Raw genomic sequence first — 17,803 nt, 5'->3', positions numbered from 1 at the left:
ACACAACGCCCGGCCCAGGGATGCCATGGATAAAGAAACTTGCGTTCCTCGGTCCCGTGGGCGTTCTCTCGTCGTGTTGTACAACCGATCGCGCGGCCGCATTCCCAAATCGCCTGGCAGACACCGGCCGAGTTCGCCACCACCTTCAATCTGCGACGGCCGCTCGCTTTGCGCTGTGCCAAAAGCTCCGCGCCAGCGCCCGTCGCTTCACCCGCCCAGCAGGGCACAACCCACGCCGGAAACGAACTCAAAACTGGGATAGAAACTGGGCGCAACGTCACCTATTCTGCCGAGAAGCAATGCGCCGCTAACCGACATTCGCAGCAAATGCGGCATGCGCTAGCAGTCAAAAGTCCTGGTACCAATCGGGGAGCTTTGTCATCTCGACTTCTTATAGCCAACCGCCCGAAAAACCGGCTCGGTGCAGTCCCGCGATGATGGCCGGCACGCGGCGCATCAGGCGCCACAGGAAGCCCGAGCGGTAGTTCTCTATCATCAGAGTGATCGGCCCCTGATTGATGCCGACGTGGTCCGGCGATACCCAACCGCATGGCCGGCCGTCGGCGGCTGCTATTGTCGGATTGAAGCTTGCGGTGAAGCCGTAAGGGTTGCCCTCTTGCAGGTCGATCTCATGGAAATAGCGCAGTGCCGGCAGAACGATCTCTGGCGCAAAGGGCAATGAGGTAATCGCTGCCCACGGCGACAACGTTCCATCATCAGGGCCGAATGGCGCACCGCGCGCCAGATAGCCGAAGAAGCGGCGGCCACCGACCGTGATTTGACCTTTTGTCGGGCTTGGGCCGTCGCTGGCGGTAATGCCCCAGCAATTCTCGCCATAACCGCTGAAGCCCTTCGGATTGCGAATGGCGTAGTCGCGTTGCAGGTAGGTTGCCTCGCGGCTGTTCTCGAAATAGTCGCAGTCGTGGTTGCGCATGGAAGCATCGCGGATGCCGCGAAAATCGATCCAGATATGCGAGAGCTGGTGGATGAAGAGTGGACCGGCGTAAACCAATTCCCGGCCATAGATCTTTTTCCACTTGTAGGTGGATAGCCAGGCCGCATAGCTCTCGGGCGGCAGCGGATGGGTTGGCGAGCCGAGGCCCAACACATAAAGGATCACCGCTTCGTCGTAGCCTTGCCAGCGATAGCGCAGGAAGCCTTTTCCAGGCCGCCAGCCATGGGTGACGGTAGCGCCGCCGTTCTGCGCCCATCGCCAGTCCGTGCGCCGGTAGAGCGCATCTGCAAGCCGCCGGATTTCAAGTTCGGATTCATCGTCCTCGCCAAAATAGGCGCCGGCGGCCAGCGCACCGGCAAGCAGAAGCGCCGTATCGACCGTGGACAGCTCACACTTCCAGACGCGGCGGCCGGTCTCCATGTCGAGGAAATGGTAGTAGAAGCCCTTGTGGCCCGTTGCGTCGGCTTCGGGCCCTTGCGGCGCGTTCCAGAAGAAGCGAAGCGTGGCGAGCGTTCGTTCAGCGGCGGCGGCGCGCGTCATGAAACCGCGCTCCACACCGACGGGATAGGCCGACAGGGCGAGCCCGACGGCGGCGATGCTGGCCGGTGACCCCGGGGTGTTGCGGTCGGCGATCAGGCCATTCGCCGGGTTGGCCTCTTTGAGAAAATAGTCGAAGGACAGGCGCTGGATGTCCGAGAGAAGCTCGTCGTTCGGCGGGTGGTCGCTCGATGCATCCATCGCTGTCGATATAGAGGGGTTTCGCCGAGCTTCCCACCTTTTTGGTCGACTTGTCGCCTTTGGGTCATGTCACGACGATGCTCGCGCTGGCCCAGGTGTCTCTATAACTAGGTTCGAACACCAGAAGCTGACATTCCGCTAACGGCCCGAAACGGTCATTCCGGATGACAGGTTGCGTGAAGCAGTCCGCGCCGTGCACGGTGGCGCAAGAAGGATGGTTCAGTCGAAGAAGCCTGCATCCTCTTCCCGGAGATACTTCCTGGCTGCTTCGGCGTCGATGTCGAGGCCCAGCCCCGACGCTTCCAGCAGGTCCACCATGCTGTCCTTCACGATCTGCGACGGCAGGCCGATTACGAGGTCCTCCCACCAGGGGTCGGAGGCGCTCGGGTATTCGAACGCGATGTAGTTGGCGGGCAGGGTGGCGCACACATTGATCAGCGCGCCGAGGCCGAGAAGGCCGTTCGCGGTGCCGTGCGGTGCCATCAGGATCGAGTGCATGCAGGCGTGCTCGGCGACCCATTTGAGCTCGGCAATGCCGCCAATATCGGCTGGATCGGGGCCGATGACGCGCACCGCCTGCGTTTCGATCAGCTCCTTGAAATTGTGCCGCAGGTAGATCTGCTCGCCGGTATGGATTGGCGTCGAGGTGGAGGTGGTCAACTCCCGATAGGCCTGCGGATTGACCCACGGCACATAGTCGCCGGTCAGCATGTCCTCGAGCCACATCAAATTGTACTTCTCGACCGCGCGAGCGAACTTGATTGCATCGGGCAGCATCCAGCCCGGGCCGCAGTCGAGCGCCAGGCTGACCTTGTCGCCCAGCACTTCCTTCATCGCGTTCACGCAGTCGAGCATATGGTTGAAACCGCGCTCGCTGATCACGCCCTGGTCCATGGCACCGTGATAGCCGGCCTTCTTCTGCGTCACGCCGTAGTGAAAGCCCTCGATGGTGTCCTTCATGTTGGAATGGAACGAGATTCCCTGCTTGATCATGAAGAAATTCTGCGGCTGCTCCATCATCCATTTCACGTCAGCGGCGTAATCCTCCGGCCGGTCCCCCGTTCGCTTCTGGCGGATCGAGCCGTTATAGACGCGCACCTTGTCGCGCACCTTGCCGCCGAGCAGTTTGTAGGCCGGCACGCCTGCGGCCTTGCCGGCTATGTCCCACAGCGCATGCTCGATAGCGCTTACCGCCGCGCCATAGGGCTTGAAAGAGCCGCGTTGGCGGATCTTCAGCATCACCCGCTCGACGTCGGTAGGGTCCTCGCCGATCAGCGCCTCACGGAAATGCAGCACCCAAGGCTTGAGATAGGTCTTGGTGAACTCGACTTCGCCAAGGCCATAGAGGCCCTCGTCGGTAACGATGCGGACTATTGGGTGTTTGCCGATGACGGCGCAGCGGAGATCGGTGATCTTCATCTTCGGTTCTTTTCGCCTCAGCTCCAGATACGGTCCCAGGAATACTCGTCGTCCCAGTGATCCGTGGGCTGCCAGATGCCGGTGACACCCGGCTGCAGATGCTGCGAGATCACCTCGTCGACGACGTCGTCAATCCCCAGGCCAGGTTTGTCCGGAACAGTGATAAAGCCGTCCTTCACGAGCGGCTTGGGAAGGCCGGTGACGATATCGTCCCACCAGTCGACATCGGCAGAGTGGTATTCGAGCGCCATGAAGTTTTCGGTCGCGGTCGCGACATTTGCCGCGGCCATTGCGGCGATTGGACTTTCGGCCATATGGATGGCCATTGCGATGCCGTGGTCCTGGGCCATGTCGCCGATCTTCTTGGTCTCGAAGATGCCCCCGCTGGTGAGCAGGTCCGGGTGGATAATGGAAAGGCCGCCGCTCTTGAGCAGAGGCTCGAAGCCTTCCTTAAGGTAGATGTCCTCGCCGGTGCAGATCGGCACCGTGGTGGCGGCCTGCAGTTGCCGGAACTGCTCGGTGTACTGCCATGGGATCACATCCTCGAGCCAGGCCGGCACGTATTTTTCAATCCGCCTGGCGAGCCGAATACCGTCCTGCAGCGAGATGTGGCCGACATGGTCAATGGCGAGCGGAATATCCATGCCGATAACATCGCGAACCTCGGCAATATACTGTTCAAGCAGGTCGAGGCCCTTGTCGGAAAAGTGGAGGCCGGTAAACGGATGGGGGACGTTGTGCAAATCGTAAGCGGCATTGCGGGTGCGCCGCTCCTCCATGGTCTTGACCGGGCCGCGGCCCGGATGGATGCGGTACCCTTCAAGTGAACCGGCAGGGGAGACGACCGCACCGGGTACATCCGCGATCTGCATCAGCCCCAGATCCATCTTGAGGAAGGTGAAGCCGAGCGCCATGCGCTGCCTGAGGCGCTTGCCGGTCTCGGTGCCGCTCGGCACGGTAGCGTCGGTGTCGCAATAGACGCGCACCTTCTCCCGAAACCGGCCGCCGAGCATCTGGTAGATGGGAACGCCATAGGCCTTGCCGGCGAGATCCCACAACGCGATCTCGACCGCCGAGACGCCGCCGCCTTGCCGGCCGTGGCCACCGAACTGCTTGATCCGGCGAAACAGGCGGTCGATGTCGCAAGGGTTCTCGCCAAGCAGCCGGCTCTTCAGCATCAGCGCGTAGGTGGCACTGGCGCCGTCGCGGACCTCGCCAAGCCCGACGATGCCCTGGTTGGTGTAAATCTTGAGCAGGGTTGAGGTGAACGGCGCGCCGACGATTTCGGCTACCCGCATGTCGGTGATGCGAAGCTGGGATGGCTTGGAGTTCGCGTTTACCCGATTGAGCGCTTCGTCGGCGCCACCTGTCTTTGCCATGACTTATCCTCGTTTCGGCTTGTCGTCCCGCACCCTGGGCCGGCATAGAGTGTTGCTAGCCCAGCTCAATCTCGTGGGCCTGCAGGTAGTCGCGGTCCATCTCAATACCGAGACCAGGCTTCGACGTCAGCTTGAGGCTGCCGTTCGAAATGTCGAGTGGTCTGTCGATCAGGTGATCGTATTTGCCCAGGTTCCACTCCGATGTTTCGAGTTTGTAGAAATTGGGGACGGTCATCATCACCTGCGCTCCCGCAACCACGTTGATCGGTCCCGCGGCGTCATGTGGCGAGACCGGCACGTAGTAGGCTTCGCACAGCGCAGAAATCTTCTTGAGTTCGGTAATGCCGCCGGTCCAGGTAACGTCGGGCATGATGTAGTCGGCGAGCCTGTTCTCGAGTACCGGCACGAAATCCCACTTCGTGTGGCCGCGCTCGCCCCACGAGATGGCGGTATTGACCTTCTCACGCACCTGCTTGAGGGCGTTAAGGCTCTCGGGCGGGCAGGGTTCCTCAAACCAGTCGATCTGGCCGGCCTCCTCGAGGCTCCGACAGAGGCGAATGGCGGTGGGGACGTCGAAGCGGCCGTGCGCATCGATGAGAATGTCGACATCGGGTCCTGCCGTTTCGCGGATCAGAGCCGTGAGGTCGGCGGCTTCGCGCTCGTCCTTGCGGGTCATGCTGCCATCGAGGTAGCCGTCTCGCTGTTCGCGGGGCAGGCCATCGGCGCTGCGGCCCTGGTGGGGGTAGGGATCGAACTTGAGCGCAGTGTGTCCGGACTCGACAATGTCTAGAATTTCGCGGACCACAGCCTCCTTGCTGGTGAATTTGGCCTGGTTGGGATGGGTGTAGAGCGCGATTTCATCGCGTACCGGCCCGCCAAGCAACTCGTAAATCGGCTTGCCAAGGACTTTGCCCCGGATGTCCCAGAGGGCAATATCGATGGCGCTCACGCATTCGACAGCGGCGCCGCGGCTTCCCATGTAGGTGAAGCTGCGGAAGATCTTGTGCCAGAGATGCTCGATACGCGCCGGATCCTCGCCTGTCACGGCGACGCCGATCTGCCGCAGGATCGTGCACAGAGCGCGGTTGGCGAGCCTTGTCGTGGTGGTGATCTCTCCCCAGCCGCTCACTCCCTCGTCGGTCGTCACTTCGACGAACAGGAACTCTCCCCAGTAAGAAGCACCGGACTTGATCAGCCACGGCCGAATGCTCGTGATTTTCATCTCAACTACCTTTGCCTGGAAATGGTCAGCTAACGATGTTCTGGACTGGACATTCTATCCGGCCCGAGCGGCGTTGCGCGCTCGCATCTGTTCGAGAATATGCCGGCCCGAACCCTCGACATGGCGGGAAACGAGTTCGGCCGCCTTGTCGGCCTCTCCCGCCTTCACAAGCGCGATGAGTTCGCGGTGCTCGCGCATGATCGCGGCACGTCGCGCCAGCGTGAAATTGAAACGACGGCTCACGGCTCGCAGCACTTCGCGGTGCTTCCACCAAAGCTCGGCGGCGTGGCGGTTGTAGTGCCGCTGGTACATCACGGTGTGGAAAGCGGTATCCAGCTCACTGTGCCTGAATGTGTCGGCGAAGTTGTTCTCTTCGATCAGGCCTTGGAGACGTTCGAGTTCGGCGATGTCCTCGCCGGTAGCCATATTCACAAACCATCGTGTCAGGGCTGGCTCGATCAGAACACCGATCTCGTAGATATCCCGGACAAAATCCTGATCAATGGGTCGCACGCGCGCCCCGCGGTTGGCGACAAAGGTGACAAACCCTTCGCCGCGCAACAACTGCAGGGCCTCGCGCACAGGATTGGTCGAAGTGCCGTGACGCCGGGCGAGATCGGTGACGACAAGCCGTTCGTTGGCAGCGAGCCGTCCCTCGATGATATCTTCCCTGATCAATTCATAAAGCGAGGCGCCCTCGCTGGAGGCCCCGATGGGATCGGTCCCCACCGGTGGCATCGCTTTGAAATCGCTTATTTCGGCCAAGGCCGGCTCCCCAATTAATACATACCTTGCCCGATATCACACACGGCTTTCGCAAACAATGTACGATCCAGCGCGTTGACAGGCAATTCACGATCTGAAAACGTACCAAGCGATCGAGAGGATACACTGAGCTGACAGAAGCATCCTCGCGATCGGAACGAGCAAGGACCGCTTTAGGGCGGCATGGGAGAACCAGGGAGGATACCTATGACGAGAATTGCGCTCGGCAGCGCCGTCCTGCGCGGCACTGTCGCCACTGCTTTGATGGCATCCCTGACGTCAACATCGGCGCTGGGTGCACCGCCGGTCGACCTGAGCAAGTGGTCGCCGGAGTATGTGCGCTCGATTGCGGGCACACAGGATTTTGACACGGCGGCCGATTGCGCCAAGGTCACCCCGCTCGATTACAAGGGGCGACTGACTTTCTGGTATCAGGGCGTGTTCGAGGGCGACCCCGACCTCCTGCGCCAGTACTACAAGGATTTCTTCGAGACCTTCCGCAAAACCTATCCGAACATCCAGCTCGAGGAACAAGCCCTCACCTATAACGACCTTCTCGACAAGTTCCGCACCGCGCTCCTGGGCAATGCCGCGCCTATGGCGGTCCGCCTGCAAATCCTGGGCGGTACCGAGTTCGCCTCAAAGGGCTATCTGCAGCCGCTCAAGCCAGAGGATGTGGGGTATTCGACCGAGGATTTCTGGCCAGGCGCCATGAAGGCAGTGACCTGGGAGGGCGTGACCTACGGCATTCCGACCAACAACGAGACGATGGCGTTCATCTGGAACGCCGACATCTTCAAGCGTGCCGGCCTCGATCCGGACAAGCCGCCGGCAACGTGGGACGACGTGGTCAAGTATTCCAAGCAGATCCACGACAAGCTCGGCATTGCCGGATATGGCCTTGTGGCTCGCAAGAATGCCGGCAATACGCCGTACCGCTTCATGCCACAGCTGTGGGCCTATGGCGGAGGCGTCTTCGACGAAGCGACGCCGAACCCGACCTATGAGCAGGTCCAGCTCGATAGCCCGCAGAGCAAGGCAGCGCTGCAAGCCTCCTACGACATGTATGTTCGCGACAAGTCGGTTCCGGTTTCGGCACTCACCAATCAGCAGGCCGATAATCAGCCCCTGTTCGTCGCTGGCCAGCTCGGCATGATGATCTCGCACCCGTCCGATTACAACGTCATGCTCGACCTGCAGAAAAAGGCGACGGGCACCGACAAGGACAAGGCGCAGACGGTCATCGACAACATGCGCTACGGCCTGATCCCGACTGGTCCCGACGGCAAGCGCGCCGTCGTGTTCGGCGGCTCGAACATTCACATCCTGAAACCCGAATATGTCGAGGGCGGCAAGGTAGACGAGCCGGCCGCGAAAGCTATCATCTGCATGTGGACGAGCCCTGAATGGTCGCTGAAGATGGCCTACGCCGGATCAAACCCTGGCAACCTCAACGGCTTCAAGACCAAGTGGATGAAGGAACGTCTGGACAATATCAAATTCCTCGACGTCACCACCTCAATGCTGCCATACGGCATTCCGTTCCCAGCTCTGCCGCAGGCCCCCGAGATCATGAACATCATCATCCCGGACATGCTGCAGAATGCCCTGACCGGAGCGATGACCGTCGACGAGGCAGCGGACGACGCGGCCAAGAAGGTAAAAGACCTGATGGGCGGACTCTAGTCCAAGCCACACCTACGACCTGGACCGGCTGCGCCGCTGGCGCAGCCGCAGCGTTCCGAAGAAAAAGGGCACGCCACAAGTGACGATCGTGACCGGCAAGGCCGAGGCTCGCCGAAGATTGCAACCCGGTTGGTCCGGCGCGCTGCGGAAGGTCTGGGAGCATCGCGCGGACTACGCGTACGTGCTCCCAGCGATCGCCGTGATGCTCATCGTCATCGCCTATCCGATCTACTACACGGTCGAGCTGTCGTTCTTTAAGACACCGCCTGGCCTGCAACTCCGCGACAAGACCTTCATCGGCTTCGACAACTACACGACCATCCTCACCAGTCAGGTGTTCTGGAAAGTCACCTGGAACACACTGATCTGGACTCTGGGGTCAACTTTCATCTCCTTTGTCCTGGGGTTTGCCACAGCGCTGGCGCTCCACCGCGACTTCATCGGCCGTGGTGTCCTGCGCGCCGTCCTGATCATCCCTTGGGTCATCAGCGCCGTCGCCGCCTCCTACATCTGGAAGTGGATCTACCATTCGGACTTCGGGATCATCGGCGCGGTGCTGGTCGGCCTCGGATTGGCCGACCAGCCGCCGAATTTCATCGACAATGTCAGCACGGTGCTGCCCTCCCTGATCGTCGTCAACATCTGGCGCGAGTTTCCGTTTGCCATGATCATGATGATGGCCGGCCTGCAGACAGTCCCCGACCAGTTGCTGCGTGCCGCAAAAGTCGATGGTGCCAATGCATGGCAGCGCTTTTGGCACGTCACCTTCCCGCACTTGCGCAACGTCTCGGTGGTGACGATGCTGCTGCTCGCGGTGGCCAACTTCAATTCCTTCATCATCCCCTGGATCATGACCGGCGGCGGGCCGTCGAACGCATCGCATATCTGGATAACCCACATTTATGAGCTCGCCTTCGGACGGCAGCGCTGGGGCGTGGCATCGGCCTATTCGGTGCTCCTGTTCCTCACGCTGATGACGCTGGGCTACTTCTACGTCCGTGCGTTAAGCGGCAACGAGCGGAAAGAGGGGAGCTGATGAGCACGATTGCCGAGACAGCCCCTCGAGCCCAGACCCGTCGCCGCATGCGCGTCGACGGATGGCGGTGGGCCGGGCGCATATTCCTCGTGTTCATGCTGCTTTATACCGCGTTGCCGATGATCTGGATGCTGATCACCTCGATCAAGTCCGGATTCGCGGCGACGCAATTCCCGCCGCAATGGTGGCCGGACGAACCTACCCTCGCCAGCTATCAGAAACTGCTCGATCCGCAGAACAGCGTCGGCCAGGACTTCCTCCGGTTCTTCTGGAACAGCCTTTTCGTGTCGACCGTCACGACAATCCTTTCGGTGATCGTGGCTGTCCCAGCGGCCTACGCGTTTTCGCGCTTCAGTTTCCCCGGCCGGAATTTCCTGTTCTTTGCCGTGCTGCTGCGCAACATGTTCCCGGCGGTGATCTTTCTCGTGCCACTCTTCATCCTGATGCGTGCCATCGGTCTGATAAACACGCATGGCTCACTGATACTCACCTATCTCACCTTTGGCCTGCCGCTGGCGATCTGGCTGCTCAAGGGCTTTTACGACAATATCCCGGTGCAGCTTGAGCAGGCGGCGCGCATCGATGGCGCAACACGGTTCCAGGCCTTCATCATGATCGTGATGCCGCTCTCGACGCCGGGGATCATCGCCACCGCAATCTATTCCTTCATCGGCGCGTGGAACGAGTACATCTACGCCTACACCTTCCTCTCCAAGAACGAGCAGTTGACCCTGCCGGTCGGCATCCAACGCTTCTTCTCGGAAAATACGACGGACTTTCCGGGCCTGATGGCGGCCAGCTTCATGATGAGTGTGCCCGTCGTGGTGCTGTTCCTGGTCCTGCAACGATACTTCGTACGCGCCCTTACAGAAGGCGCGGTCAAGCACTAGGGAGTTGCCGATGGCCCACGTGGTCCTCCAAGATCTCGTCAAGAGCTATGGCAGCTTCAAAGCTGTCAACCACGTTTCGCTGACGGTCAATGACGGCGAGTTCGTTGCGCTCGTCGGCCCTTCAGGCTGCGGCAAGACAACCACGCTCAATCTCGTCGCTGGGCTGACCCCGATCACATCGGGCGACATCATCATCGGCGAGCGGGTGGTCAACGACCTCGACCCCAAGGACCGGGACATCGCAATGGTGTTCCAGAACTACGCGCTCTACCCGCAGAAATCGGTCTACAAGAACCTGGCGTTCCCGCTTCAGATGCGCAAACTCCCCAGGGACGAGATCGACAAGAAGGTCAAGGAAGCGGCGCGAGTGCTCGACATGACGCACCTGCTCGAGCGCAAGCCGCGCGAACTTTCGGGCGGGCAGCAGCAGCGTGTGGCCCTTGGCCGTGCCCTCGTTCGCGACCCCGCCGTGTTCCTCATGGACGAGCCACTGTCTAACCTCGATGCCAAACTGCGCGTGCAGATGCGGTCGGAGATCAAGCGTTTCCACCAGGACCTCAAGGCGACGATCATCTATGTGACGCACGACCAGCTCGAAGCCGTGACCATGGCTGACAAGATGGCGGTGATGAATGGCGGCTACCTGCAGCAATACGATTCACCGGCGCAGGTCTTTGCCCATCCGGTGAACATGTTCGTGGCCAGCTTCATCGGCAGCCCGGCGATGAGCCTTATTCCGCTGCAGGCCTCGACGGCAAACGGCAACACGATGTTGACCGGCGCCGAGGGCTGGCGCCTTGAGCTCTCACCGCGCAATGCCCAGAAGGTGGCGAAAGCGACGACCCGGAAAGTCGTGCTCGGCGCACGTCACTCGACGATCAAGCTCCACAAGAGTGCGGTGCCAGGCAGCGTCCCGGCCAAGGCCTATACGGTGGAGCCGACCGGCGACGTCACCTTCGTTCAGGCGTTCCTGTCCGGCGCCATCGTCAACGTCAGCGTGCCGCCGAACATTGCCGTCGCGCCCGACGAGCAGATCTGGCTCGAGTTCGACCAGGAGCGGATGCATCTGTTCGATGGCGAAACTGAAATGGCCCTCAAGGCCAACTGAGATAGGGCGAATGCGCGTGAAACGTGGGCGTGGATGACTGAGAAGCTTAAGATCACCGCGATCAAGCCCTATCCGGTGTGGGTAGGAACGCGCAACCAGATGCTCGTCAAGGTCGAGACCGACCAGGGCATCTTCGGCTGGGGCGAGAGCGGCTTGAGCGGTCGCGAGAGGGCCGTGGCCGGCGCGGTCGAGCACTATCGCGAGTTTCTCATCGGCCGCGACCCGATGCAGATCGGGCGGATCTGGCAGGAGGTTTACCGCAGCCAGTACTTCGAAGGCGGGCGAGTCCTTCAGGCGGCGATTTCCGCCATCGACATCGCCCTTCATGACATCAAGGGCAAGGCGCTGGGCGTGCCGGTCTACGAGCTGCTGGGCGGCAAGCAGCGCGACCGCATTCCCACCTTTGCCTCCACCGGCGACGAGGCCGAGGGCGACGTTGCCATCGAACGGGCCCGCGAACTTCGCGCGCAGGGGTGGCAGGCGATCCGCTTCTTTCCCTTCGGGCAAAACAGCAAGGACATCTTCGAGCCGCGCGAGTCCATCGGCGCTACCGCGGGTATGCTGAACAAGGCGCGCGAGGCGCTGGGCAGCGACGTGGTCCTCGGCCTCGACTATCATCATCGGCTGTCGGTGGCAGAGGCCGCGAGCTTCTGCAACAAGCTCGGTCGCGGCGTGCTTGATTTCCTCGAGGAGCCGATACGGGCCGAAACGCCGGAGGCCTATGAATCGCTGCGCACGATGACCGAAATCCCCTTTGCCATAGGCGAGGAATTTGCCAGCAAGTGGCAGTTCCTGCCCTACATCGAGCGCGGCATCCATCAGTTCAACCGGCTCGATGTTTGCAATGTCGGCGGGCTCACCGAGGCGATGAAAATCGCTGGCTGGAGCGAGGCGCATTATGTGGACCTGATGCCGCACAATCCGCTTGGTCCAGTGTGCACGGCCGCGACCGTGCATCTCGCTGCCGCGGTACCCAACTTCGCGTGGCTCGAGACCAGGGCGCCCGAAACAAAGCTGGGCTTCGACAATTCCGACTTCTTCCCCGTGCAACCACGGCTCGACGGGACCGATTACCCGGTCGGCGATCTGCCGGGGCTCGGCGTCGAGGTCAACGAAGTTGCGGTCCAGGCGCAGAGTTTGCGTTTCTGGGAAGCGCCTCACCTTAAGCGCCGCGACGCTTCTGTGACGAACTGGTAGTTCCATTCAATCGGAGTCCACAATGACGCATACTTCCGACATCATGCGGCCGCCTAAAGACCTGATCGACGCACTCAGGGAGATCGGCGCCGCGACGGTTGCCGGCACGCTTGGCCACATGGGTTTCCGCAATCCGCACATGGTCGGTCCGGTGGCGCAAAACCACGGGAAGTCGATCGTCGGGCCGGCGCTGACGCTGCAGTTCCTGCCGCAGCGGCCGGACCTCTTCACCGAAGGAGAATATGCCGATCCGGAGACACAGCTGCACCGGCACGTGCTCTATCACGCGCAGGAGGGCGATGTGGTCGTGGTCGACGCGCGCGGCGACATGAGCTCGGGCGTCTTCGGCGATATGATGTCGACGTATTTCAAGGGCAGGGGCGGGGCCGGTATCGTCATCGATGGGTGCATGCGCGACCGGCCCAATGTCGAAAAGCTCGACCTGCCCCTATGGCTGCGCGGCTGGACGCCAAACTATCATGTGCAGACCAGCATCTATCCCAATGCCGTCAACGTTCCGATTGCCTGCGGCGGTGTCACGGTGATCCCCGGCGACATCATCGTCGCCGACGACGACGGGGTGGTGGTGCTTCCCGTCGTGATGGCCCCGAAGGTGATCGAAGAATCACAGAAGCATCATGATTGGGAGGAGTTTTCGCGAGTGAAGCTCATGGAGGGCGGACCGTTGCAACGCTACTATCCGCTGCATGACGATGCCCGCGGAGAGTACGAGGAGTGGCGCAAAACAAATCGCCTGGAGAACCCGAGTTAGTCAGCAGGCCTTGGCGATCAGTTTTGCCAGGCAATCGCCAGCCTCGGTCCCCGGCACGCCAAGATCTCTGACACTGTCCATGTGGTTGCGGTTCGGGAGCACATCCGATGTTACCAACGATCCCTGCCGCAGCAAGCTTGCTTTGAATCGATCGGCTTGCTGATGGAAGGGTGGCGTCTCGTTGGCTCCGACCAGAACCGCCGCCTTGGTTTGAGCATCATGCCGACGGGCGAGAGGTGTGAACATGGCGACTTCCTCGTCGGTTATTCCAATCTCGTTGGCGAGAAAGGAATCCTGGAGCGGCTTCAAATCATAGAGTCCGCTCAGGAGAAGGGCTGCCCTCACATTCGAGGGGGTATGCTCGCCCTCGAACAGAAACGTTGCAAGATGGGCTCCTGCCGAATGACCACTGACAGTCAGGGCCGCCGGGCTTCCGCCATGATCGGCGATGTTGGCCAGGACCCACTGCTTGGCGCGGCGCACCTGGTCGACGATCCTCGCCATTCGGACCTTGGGCATCAGAGCATAATCGAGGATGACGGCGATGGCCCCGGCCTGGGTAATCGTCGTCGCCATGTATGAGTAGTCGCGCTTGGAGAACATTCTCCAGTAGCCGCCATGGACAAAGATGTGCACCGGTAGCGCCGTTCTTTTGCCCGCAGGAAAGAACAGGTCCATGGTCTCGGTCGGATCCGGTCCGTAGGCCACGTCTGCTGCCATCGGAATGGCGGCGCGGGCGACCTCGCTGCGGTCAACAATGTCCTGCACGATTTGGTCAAAATCAGCAACGTGGTCGCGGATGCGAAAGGGATCGCCTTGCATTCTTCTTCAGCTCACATGCAGACGGCGAGGTATTTCGCCTCCAGGAACTCGGCAATGCCGTGATGCTGCCCTCCCTCGCGGCCGAGCCCACTTTGCTTGACGCCGCCGAAGGGAGCTGCCGGATCAGACATCAGCCCGCGGTTGAGAGCGATCATCCCGGCCTCGATGCGGGAAGCCACCCGCATGCCGCGCGCCAGATCGCGCGTGTAGATGTAGGCAGCAAGTCCATATTCGGTGTCATTGGCGCGCGCGATGACCTCGGCCTCCGTTTCGAAGCTGGAGATTGGCGCCACCGGCCCGAATATCTCCTCATGCGCCATCTTTGCGTCGCCCGGCACGTCGCGAAGCACTGTCGGAGGGTAGAAGAAACCGCGCCCGGACAGGACTGAGCCGCCGCACATGACCCGCGCGCCGCGTGTGACCGCGTCGACGACAAGGCGGTCTATCTTCTCGACCGCCTTTTTCGTGATCATTGGCCCGCATTCCGTGTCCGGATCAGTGCCAGGGCCGACCTTGAGCGACGACATCCGCTTCTCGAGGCCATCGCAGAAGGCTTCGTAGATGCCAGATTGCACATAGAGGCGGTTTGCGGCCGTGCAGGCCTCGCCGGCGTTGCGCATCTTGGCCACCATTGCACCATCGAGCGCCGCTTCGAGATCGGCGTCGTCGAACACAATGAACGGTGCGTTGCCGCCGAGTTCCATCGAACACGAAACCACATGCCTGGCAGCCTCTGCCAGCAGAGCGCGACCCACACCCGTCGAACCGGTGAAGGAGAGTTTGCGCACCCGCGGATCGGCCAGCATGGCGGCTGTCAAAGGCCCGGGACTGGAGGTTGTCAGGACGTTGACCACCCCTGGTGGAACGCCCGCGTCCTGGTAGAGCGCGGCGAGCGCATAGGCGGTGAGGGGTGTCTCACTGGCTGGCTTCAGGATCACCGTGCATCCCGCGGCAAGTGCCGGCGCGATCTTGCGCGTCGCCATCGCGGCAGGAAAATTCCAGGGCGTGATCAGGATGCAGATGCCGACGGGTTCGTAGTCGACCACAATGCGATTGGTGCCGGAAGGCGCAGTACCGAATTCACCGGTAATGCGAACGGCCTCCTCGGCATTCCAACGGAAAAATTCCGCGGCATAAGCGATCTCGCCGCGGGCATCCCGCAGGGCCTTGCCGTTTTCCAATGCGATGAGAGTAGCCAGTGCCTCCGATCGGTCCGTCATCAGTTCGAAGCAGCGTCGGAGGATCTCGGAACGCTTTCGCGGCGGCGTTGTTCGCCAGTCATCGGCTGCCTTGGCAGCGGCGTCAATGGCGGCGGCCGCGTCCTCCAAGGTCGCATCGGGTACGGCCGCGATGATGGCTTCCGTCGACGGATCAATGACCGGAATTACCCTGCCATCCACGGACTGCCGCCATTGGCCGCCAATATACAGCCCGTGCGAGATTGTGTGGAAGTCGCTGATGCCCTGATCGTCAGCCAGAACCTGTGAAAACGTGTTCATCTCGATATTCCCGATTGTTACATGATGCTGGCGAGGTCGCCATCAAAGGCCGCCTGGACCAGGTGTCGCATGGTCCGCAAATCGAATGGACGCGGGTTGTTCTTGATGAGGCGCTCGATACCGATCGCCTGTTCCGCCGTCCAATCGAGCTTATCTGCGGGCAGCCCCAGCTCGGCTAACGAGGAGGTGATCCCGATCGCCCCAAACAGCCGGCTGACTTCGGCAATGGTCGCGTCGGCCAACTCGTCGGGCGTCCGGCCTTTACCATCGAGGCAGAGCGCGTTGGCGATCTCGACCATCTCGGTCGCTGCGGCTGTTTTGTTGTACTTCATGACGTACGGCAACATGGTGGCGACGCCCAATCCGTGAGCGGTGTGGGTTATCGCGCCAACCGGATATTGCACGGCATGCGCTGCCGCCGTGCCGGCCGTTCCGAACGCGCAGCCGGCTGCCAGTGCACCCATCATGACGTCGGCCCGGGCGTCCTCGTCAGAGGGCCGGCCGCATGCCGTTTCAAGGCTTCGGCCAAGCAGCTTGATCGCCAGCAGGGCGAAATGATCGGTCAAGGCGGTTTTGCCGATAAAGACATGGTTCTGCGGAAGGCCGGGATCGGTCCCCCGCCTGGCGGCCGTGAACGCCTCGATTGCGTGCGTCAGCGCGTCGGCGCCTGCGATCGCCGTCAATCCCGGCGGGCATGTCATCGTCAGCTCAGGGTCGCAGATGGCCGCGGCCGCGATCAGATACGGGCTGGAGATGCCGACCTTCAGCGTGCGATCCGGATCCGAGATCACGGCAACCGGGGTCACTTCAGAGCCGGTGCCGGCTGTCGTCGGCACCGCAATCAGCGGCAGCGTCGGGCCGGGCACCTTGAACTCGCCGTAGTAATCCTGGAGCTGACCGCCGTGACTGATGAGCAGCGCGGCGCATTTCGCCATGTCGAGACAACTGCCGCCGCCAATGCCGATCACCACGTCGGGCGCGAACTTCCGTGCTTCCTCGACGCAGACGGCAACGGTGTCCCGAGGAACGTCGGGCAGCACACGATCATGCACCAGTACGTCTATCGAGGCGGCTCGCAGCCCAGTGACAATCTCTGCGAACGGGCCCGTTGCGGCAAAACGTTCATCGGTGCAGACGAGCACGCGACGCCCGAGCCTGGCCGCGACAACCGGAATGACGTGGCGTTGGCCCTTCCCGAAGAGGATTTCGCGCGGCAGCCTTAGGGCAGCGAAAAGGCTCATGACCTGCATTCTGTGATGATGTCCGGATTGGAATGCGAGATGGCGTTCAACTCGGCCCCAAGGCCGGGTTCGATGTAAAACCCGTCTCGCAACGCGGTTGCGTATCGACGTGCCGAACCATCGTCCGCAACGCTGGCGGTCCGTTCAGCAGGTGAGGAAGCACGGGCTGCCAGGGCGGCACGCTGTTCCACCAGGGCCACTGCAAATTCGATTGCTTTGTCTCCTAGCTGCCGCAAATGATATCCTCGATAAAATCGTATAGGATATAGGATTGCATTCGCCGGAGCATCGTGTTAGCAACTCAATGTGTCAAGAGGCAAAACATGCAGGCCATTAACTTACTCAATGCGGACGATACGAACCTCGGCGGCGGGCGTATCCAGCGCTCCAGCAGCCTGGTTGAGGACGTCTACGAAGCGATCTTTGCGCAACTCATGTCGCTGAAGATTGCGCCGGGCTCGCGCATCACCGTCGACAGCCTGGTCAAGGAATTCAACGTATCCCACACGCCGATCCGCGAGGCGCTCGGCCGGCTCGAAGGCGAAGGCCTGGTGCTGAAGACGCATCTGATCGGTTACCGCGCTGCGCCGCAGATCACGAAACGGCGGTTTGACGAACTTTATGAGCTTCGCCTGCTGCTCGAACCTCATGGCGCAGCCAAGGCAGCCGCGCTCATGGACGAGGTAAAGCTCGCGCAGCTTCAGACGTCGGCCGGCGTCATGGCGCGCCGTGAGGGCAAGGACGAGCGCCTGCGGTATTCCAACTTCGCCCGCCAGGATGCCATTTTCCATGACAAGGTCATGGAATTCGCCAACAACGAACTCGTGCGCGAGACATTGGCGCACCAGCACACCCACTTCCACATATTCCGCCTGATGTTCCATTCGCGCGTCACCGAGGAGGCACTTGACGAGCATGAGGCCATCCTGGCAGCTTTCGCTGCGGCCGATCCTGCCGCTGCCGAGCAGGCGATGCGTCGCCATATCGAGCATTCCCGCGACCGTTTGTTGCTGGCGTTCGACTGAAACTGTCCCGATGTCCCCGTACCCGCCGTTGACGGTCATCACGCAGGCC

At 61.4% G+C, this 17,803-nt stretch carries 15 protein-coding genes; 7 read left to right on the top strand and 8 right to left on the bottom strand.

Annotated features, from left to right (window positions below; all coding sequences use genetic code 11):
• Positions 1-391: 391 nt before the first annotated feature.
• The 5 genes from NKH33_RS21970 to NKH33_RS21950 form a co-directional block, all read right to left on the bottom strand.
• The gene (locus tag NKH33_RS21970) at positions 392-1,693 is read right to left on the bottom strand and encodes a glucoamylase family protein (RefSeq protein ID WP_352819636.1); all 1,302 of its coding nucleotides are present in this window, start codon (positions 1,691-1,693) and stop codon (positions 392-394) included.
• 219 nt (positions 1,694-1,912) lie between these two features.
• Complete coding sequence (locus NKH33_RS21965) at positions 1,913-3,112, bottom strand: mandelate racemase/muconate lactonizing enzyme family protein (protein ID WP_352921428.1); 1,200 nt, start codon at positions 3,110-3,112, stop codon at positions 1,913-1,915.
• A 17-nt stretch (positions 3,113-3,129) separates the two neighbouring features.
• Positions 3,130-4,491 (bottom strand): mandelate racemase/muconate lactonizing enzyme family protein, encoded by a 1,362-nt coding sequence (locus NKH33_RS21960; RefSeq protein WP_352921426.1) that lies wholly within the window; start codon positions 4,489-4,491, stop codon positions 3,130-3,132.
• Positions 4,492-4,546: 55 nt separating this feature from the next.
• Complete coding sequence (locus NKH33_RS21955; RefSeq protein WP_352921424.1) at positions 4,547-5,713, bottom strand: mandelate racemase/muconate lactonizing enzyme family protein; 1,167 nt, start codon at positions 5,711-5,713, stop codon at positions 4,547-4,549.
• A gap of 54 nt (positions 5,714-5,767) precedes the next feature.
• A complete protein-coding gene (locus tag NKH33_RS21950) occupies positions 5,768-6,478 on the bottom strand; it encodes a GntR family transcriptional regulator (protein ID WP_023679253.1) in 711 nt (236 codons plus the stop codon).
• A 207-nt stretch (positions 6,479-6,685) separates the two neighbouring features.
• Between NKH33_RS21950 and NKH33_RS21945 the strand changes: the two genes are divergently transcribed.
• The 6 genes from NKH33_RS21945 (at position 6,686) to NKH33_RS21920 (ending at position 13,167) form a co-directional block, all read left to right on the top strand.
• A complete protein-coding gene (locus tag NKH33_RS21945) occupies positions 6,686-8,164 on the top strand; it encodes an ABC transporter substrate-binding protein (protein ID WP_352503623.1) in 1,479 nt (492 codons plus the stop codon).
• A gap of 79 nt (positions 8,165-8,243) precedes the next feature.
• Positions 8,244-9,200: a carbohydrate ABC transporter permease gene (locus NKH33_RS21940; protein ID WP_352774862.1), complete on the top strand. Its 957-nt coding sequence runs from the start codon at positions 8,244-8,246 to the stop codon at positions 9,198-9,200.
• Positions 9,200-10,090 carry a carbohydrate ABC transporter permease gene (locus NKH33_RS21935; protein ID WP_023679256.1) on the top strand — a complete coding sequence of 297 codons (891 nt, stop codon included), beginning with the start codon at positions 9,200-9,202 and terminating at the stop codon, positions 10,088-10,090. The genes NKH33_RS21940 and NKH33_RS21935 overlap by 1 nt, the downstream gene beginning before the upstream one ends.
• A gap of 10 nt (positions 10,091-10,100) precedes the next feature.
• A complete protein-coding gene (locus tag NKH33_RS21930; RefSeq protein WP_352921422.1) occupies positions 10,101-11,198 on the top strand; it encodes an ABC transporter ATP-binding protein in 1,098 nt (365 codons plus the stop codon).
• A gap of 33 nt (positions 11,199-11,231) precedes the next feature.
• Complete coding sequence (locus NKH33_RS21925; protein ID WP_352921421.1) at positions 11,232-12,395, top strand: mandelate racemase/muconate lactonizing enzyme family protein; 1,164 nt, start codon at positions 11,232-11,234, stop codon at positions 12,393-12,395.
• Positions 12,396-12,417: 22 nt separating this feature from the next.
• Positions 12,418-13,167, top strand: coding sequence for a ribonuclease activity regulator RraA (locus NKH33_RS21920; protein ID WP_352921419.1), 750 nt, complete (start codon positions 12,418-12,420; stop codon positions 13,165-13,167).
• Here NKH33_RS21920 and NKH33_RS21915 read toward each other — a convergent pair whose 3' ends face one another.
• From NKH33_RS21915 to NKH33_RS21905, 3 genes are read right to left on the bottom strand one after another with little or no spacing between them, the layout of a single operon-like run.
• Positions 13,168-13,989 carry an alpha/beta hydrolase gene (locus tag NKH33_RS21915; RefSeq protein WP_502906748.1) on the bottom strand — a complete coding sequence of 274 codons (822 nt, stop codon included), beginning with the start codon at positions 13,987-13,989 and terminating at the stop codon, positions 13,168-13,170.
• A gap of 11 nt (positions 13,990-14,000) precedes the next feature.
• On the bottom strand, positions 14,001-15,488 hold the full coding sequence (locus NKH33_RS21910) for an NAD-dependent succinate-semialdehyde dehydrogenase (RefSeq protein WP_352921416.1): 1,488 nt from the start codon (positions 15,486-15,488) through the stop codon (positions 14,001-14,003).
• A 17-nt stretch (positions 15,489-15,505) separates the two neighbouring features.
• Complete coding sequence (locus NKH33_RS21905; protein WP_352921414.1) at positions 15,506-16,729, bottom strand: iron-containing alcohol dehydrogenase; 1,224 nt, start codon at positions 16,727-16,729, stop codon at positions 15,506-15,508.
• Between the two features lie 323 nt (positions 16,730-17,052).
• Between NKH33_RS21905 and NKH33_RS21900 the strand changes: the two genes are divergently transcribed.
• The gene (locus NKH33_RS21900; protein ID WP_352921412.1) at positions 17,053-17,754 is read left to right on the top strand and encodes a GntR family transcriptional regulator; all 702 of its coding nucleotides are present in this window, start codon (positions 17,053-17,055) and stop codon (positions 17,752-17,754) included.
• Positions 17,755-17,803 lie beyond the last annotated feature (49 nt).

The sequence above is a fragment of the Mesorhizobium sp. M1182 genome (assembly GCF_040318335.1).
Classification (GTDB): domain Bacteria; phylum Pseudomonadota; class Alphaproteobacteria; order Rhizobiales; family Rhizobiaceae; genus Mesorhizobium.
Note: the sequence above shows the minus strand (reverse complement) of the source record. Positions and strands in the feature narration are given on the sequence as shown.

Bases quoted from the DNA above. Each gene is read 5' to 3' on its own strand.
- NKH33_RS21970 (WP_352819636.1), bottom strand. From the start codon at position 1,693: ATGGATGCATCGAGCGACCACCCGCCGAACGACGAGCTTCTCTCGGAC.
- NKH33_RS21965 (WP_352921428.1), bottom strand. From the start codon at position 3,112: ATGAAGATCACCGATCTCCGCTGCGCCGTCATCGGCAAACACCCAATA.
- NKH33_RS21960 (WP_352921426.1), bottom strand. From the start codon at position 4,491: ATGGCAAAGACAGGTGGCGCCGACGAAGCGCTCAATCGGGTAAACGCG.
- NKH33_RS21955 (WP_352921424.1), bottom strand. From the start codon at position 5,713: ATGAAAATCACGAGCATTCGGCCGTGGCTGATCAAGTCCGGTGCTTCT.
- NKH33_RS21945 (WP_352503623.1), top strand. From the start codon at position 6,686: ATGACGAGAATTGCGCTCGGCAGCGCCGTCCTGCGCGGCACTGTCGCC.
- NKH33_RS21935 (WP_023679256.1), top strand. From the start codon at position 9,200: ATGAGCACGATTGCCGAGACAGCCCCTCGAGCCCAGACCCGTCGCCGC.
- NKH33_RS21930 (WP_352921422.1), top strand. From the start codon at position 10,101: ATGGCCCACGTGGTCCTCCAAGATCTCGTCAAGAGCTATGGCAGCTTC.
- NKH33_RS21925 (WP_352921421.1), top strand. From the start codon at position 11,232: ATGACTGAGAAGCTTAAGATCACCGCGATCAAGCCCTATCCGGTGTGG.
- NKH33_RS21920 (WP_352921419.1), top strand. From the start codon at position 12,418: ATGACGCATACTTCCGACATCATGCGGCCGCCTAAAGACCTGATCGAC.
- NKH33_RS21915 (WP_502906748.1), bottom strand. From the start codon at position 13,989: ATGCAAGGCGATCCCTTTCGCATCCGCGACCACGTTGCTGATTTTGAC.
- NKH33_RS21910 (WP_352921416.1), bottom strand. From the start codon at position 15,488: ATGAACACGTTTTCACAGGTTCTGGCTGACGATCAGGGCATCAGCGAC.
- NKH33_RS21905 (WP_352921414.1), bottom strand. From the start codon at position 16,729: ATGAGCCTTTTCGCTGCCCTAAGGCTGCCGCGCGAAATCCTCTTCGGG.
- NKH33_RS21900 (WP_352921412.1), top strand. From the start codon at position 17,053: ATGCAGGCCATTAACTTACTCAATGCGGACGATACGAACCTCGGCGGC.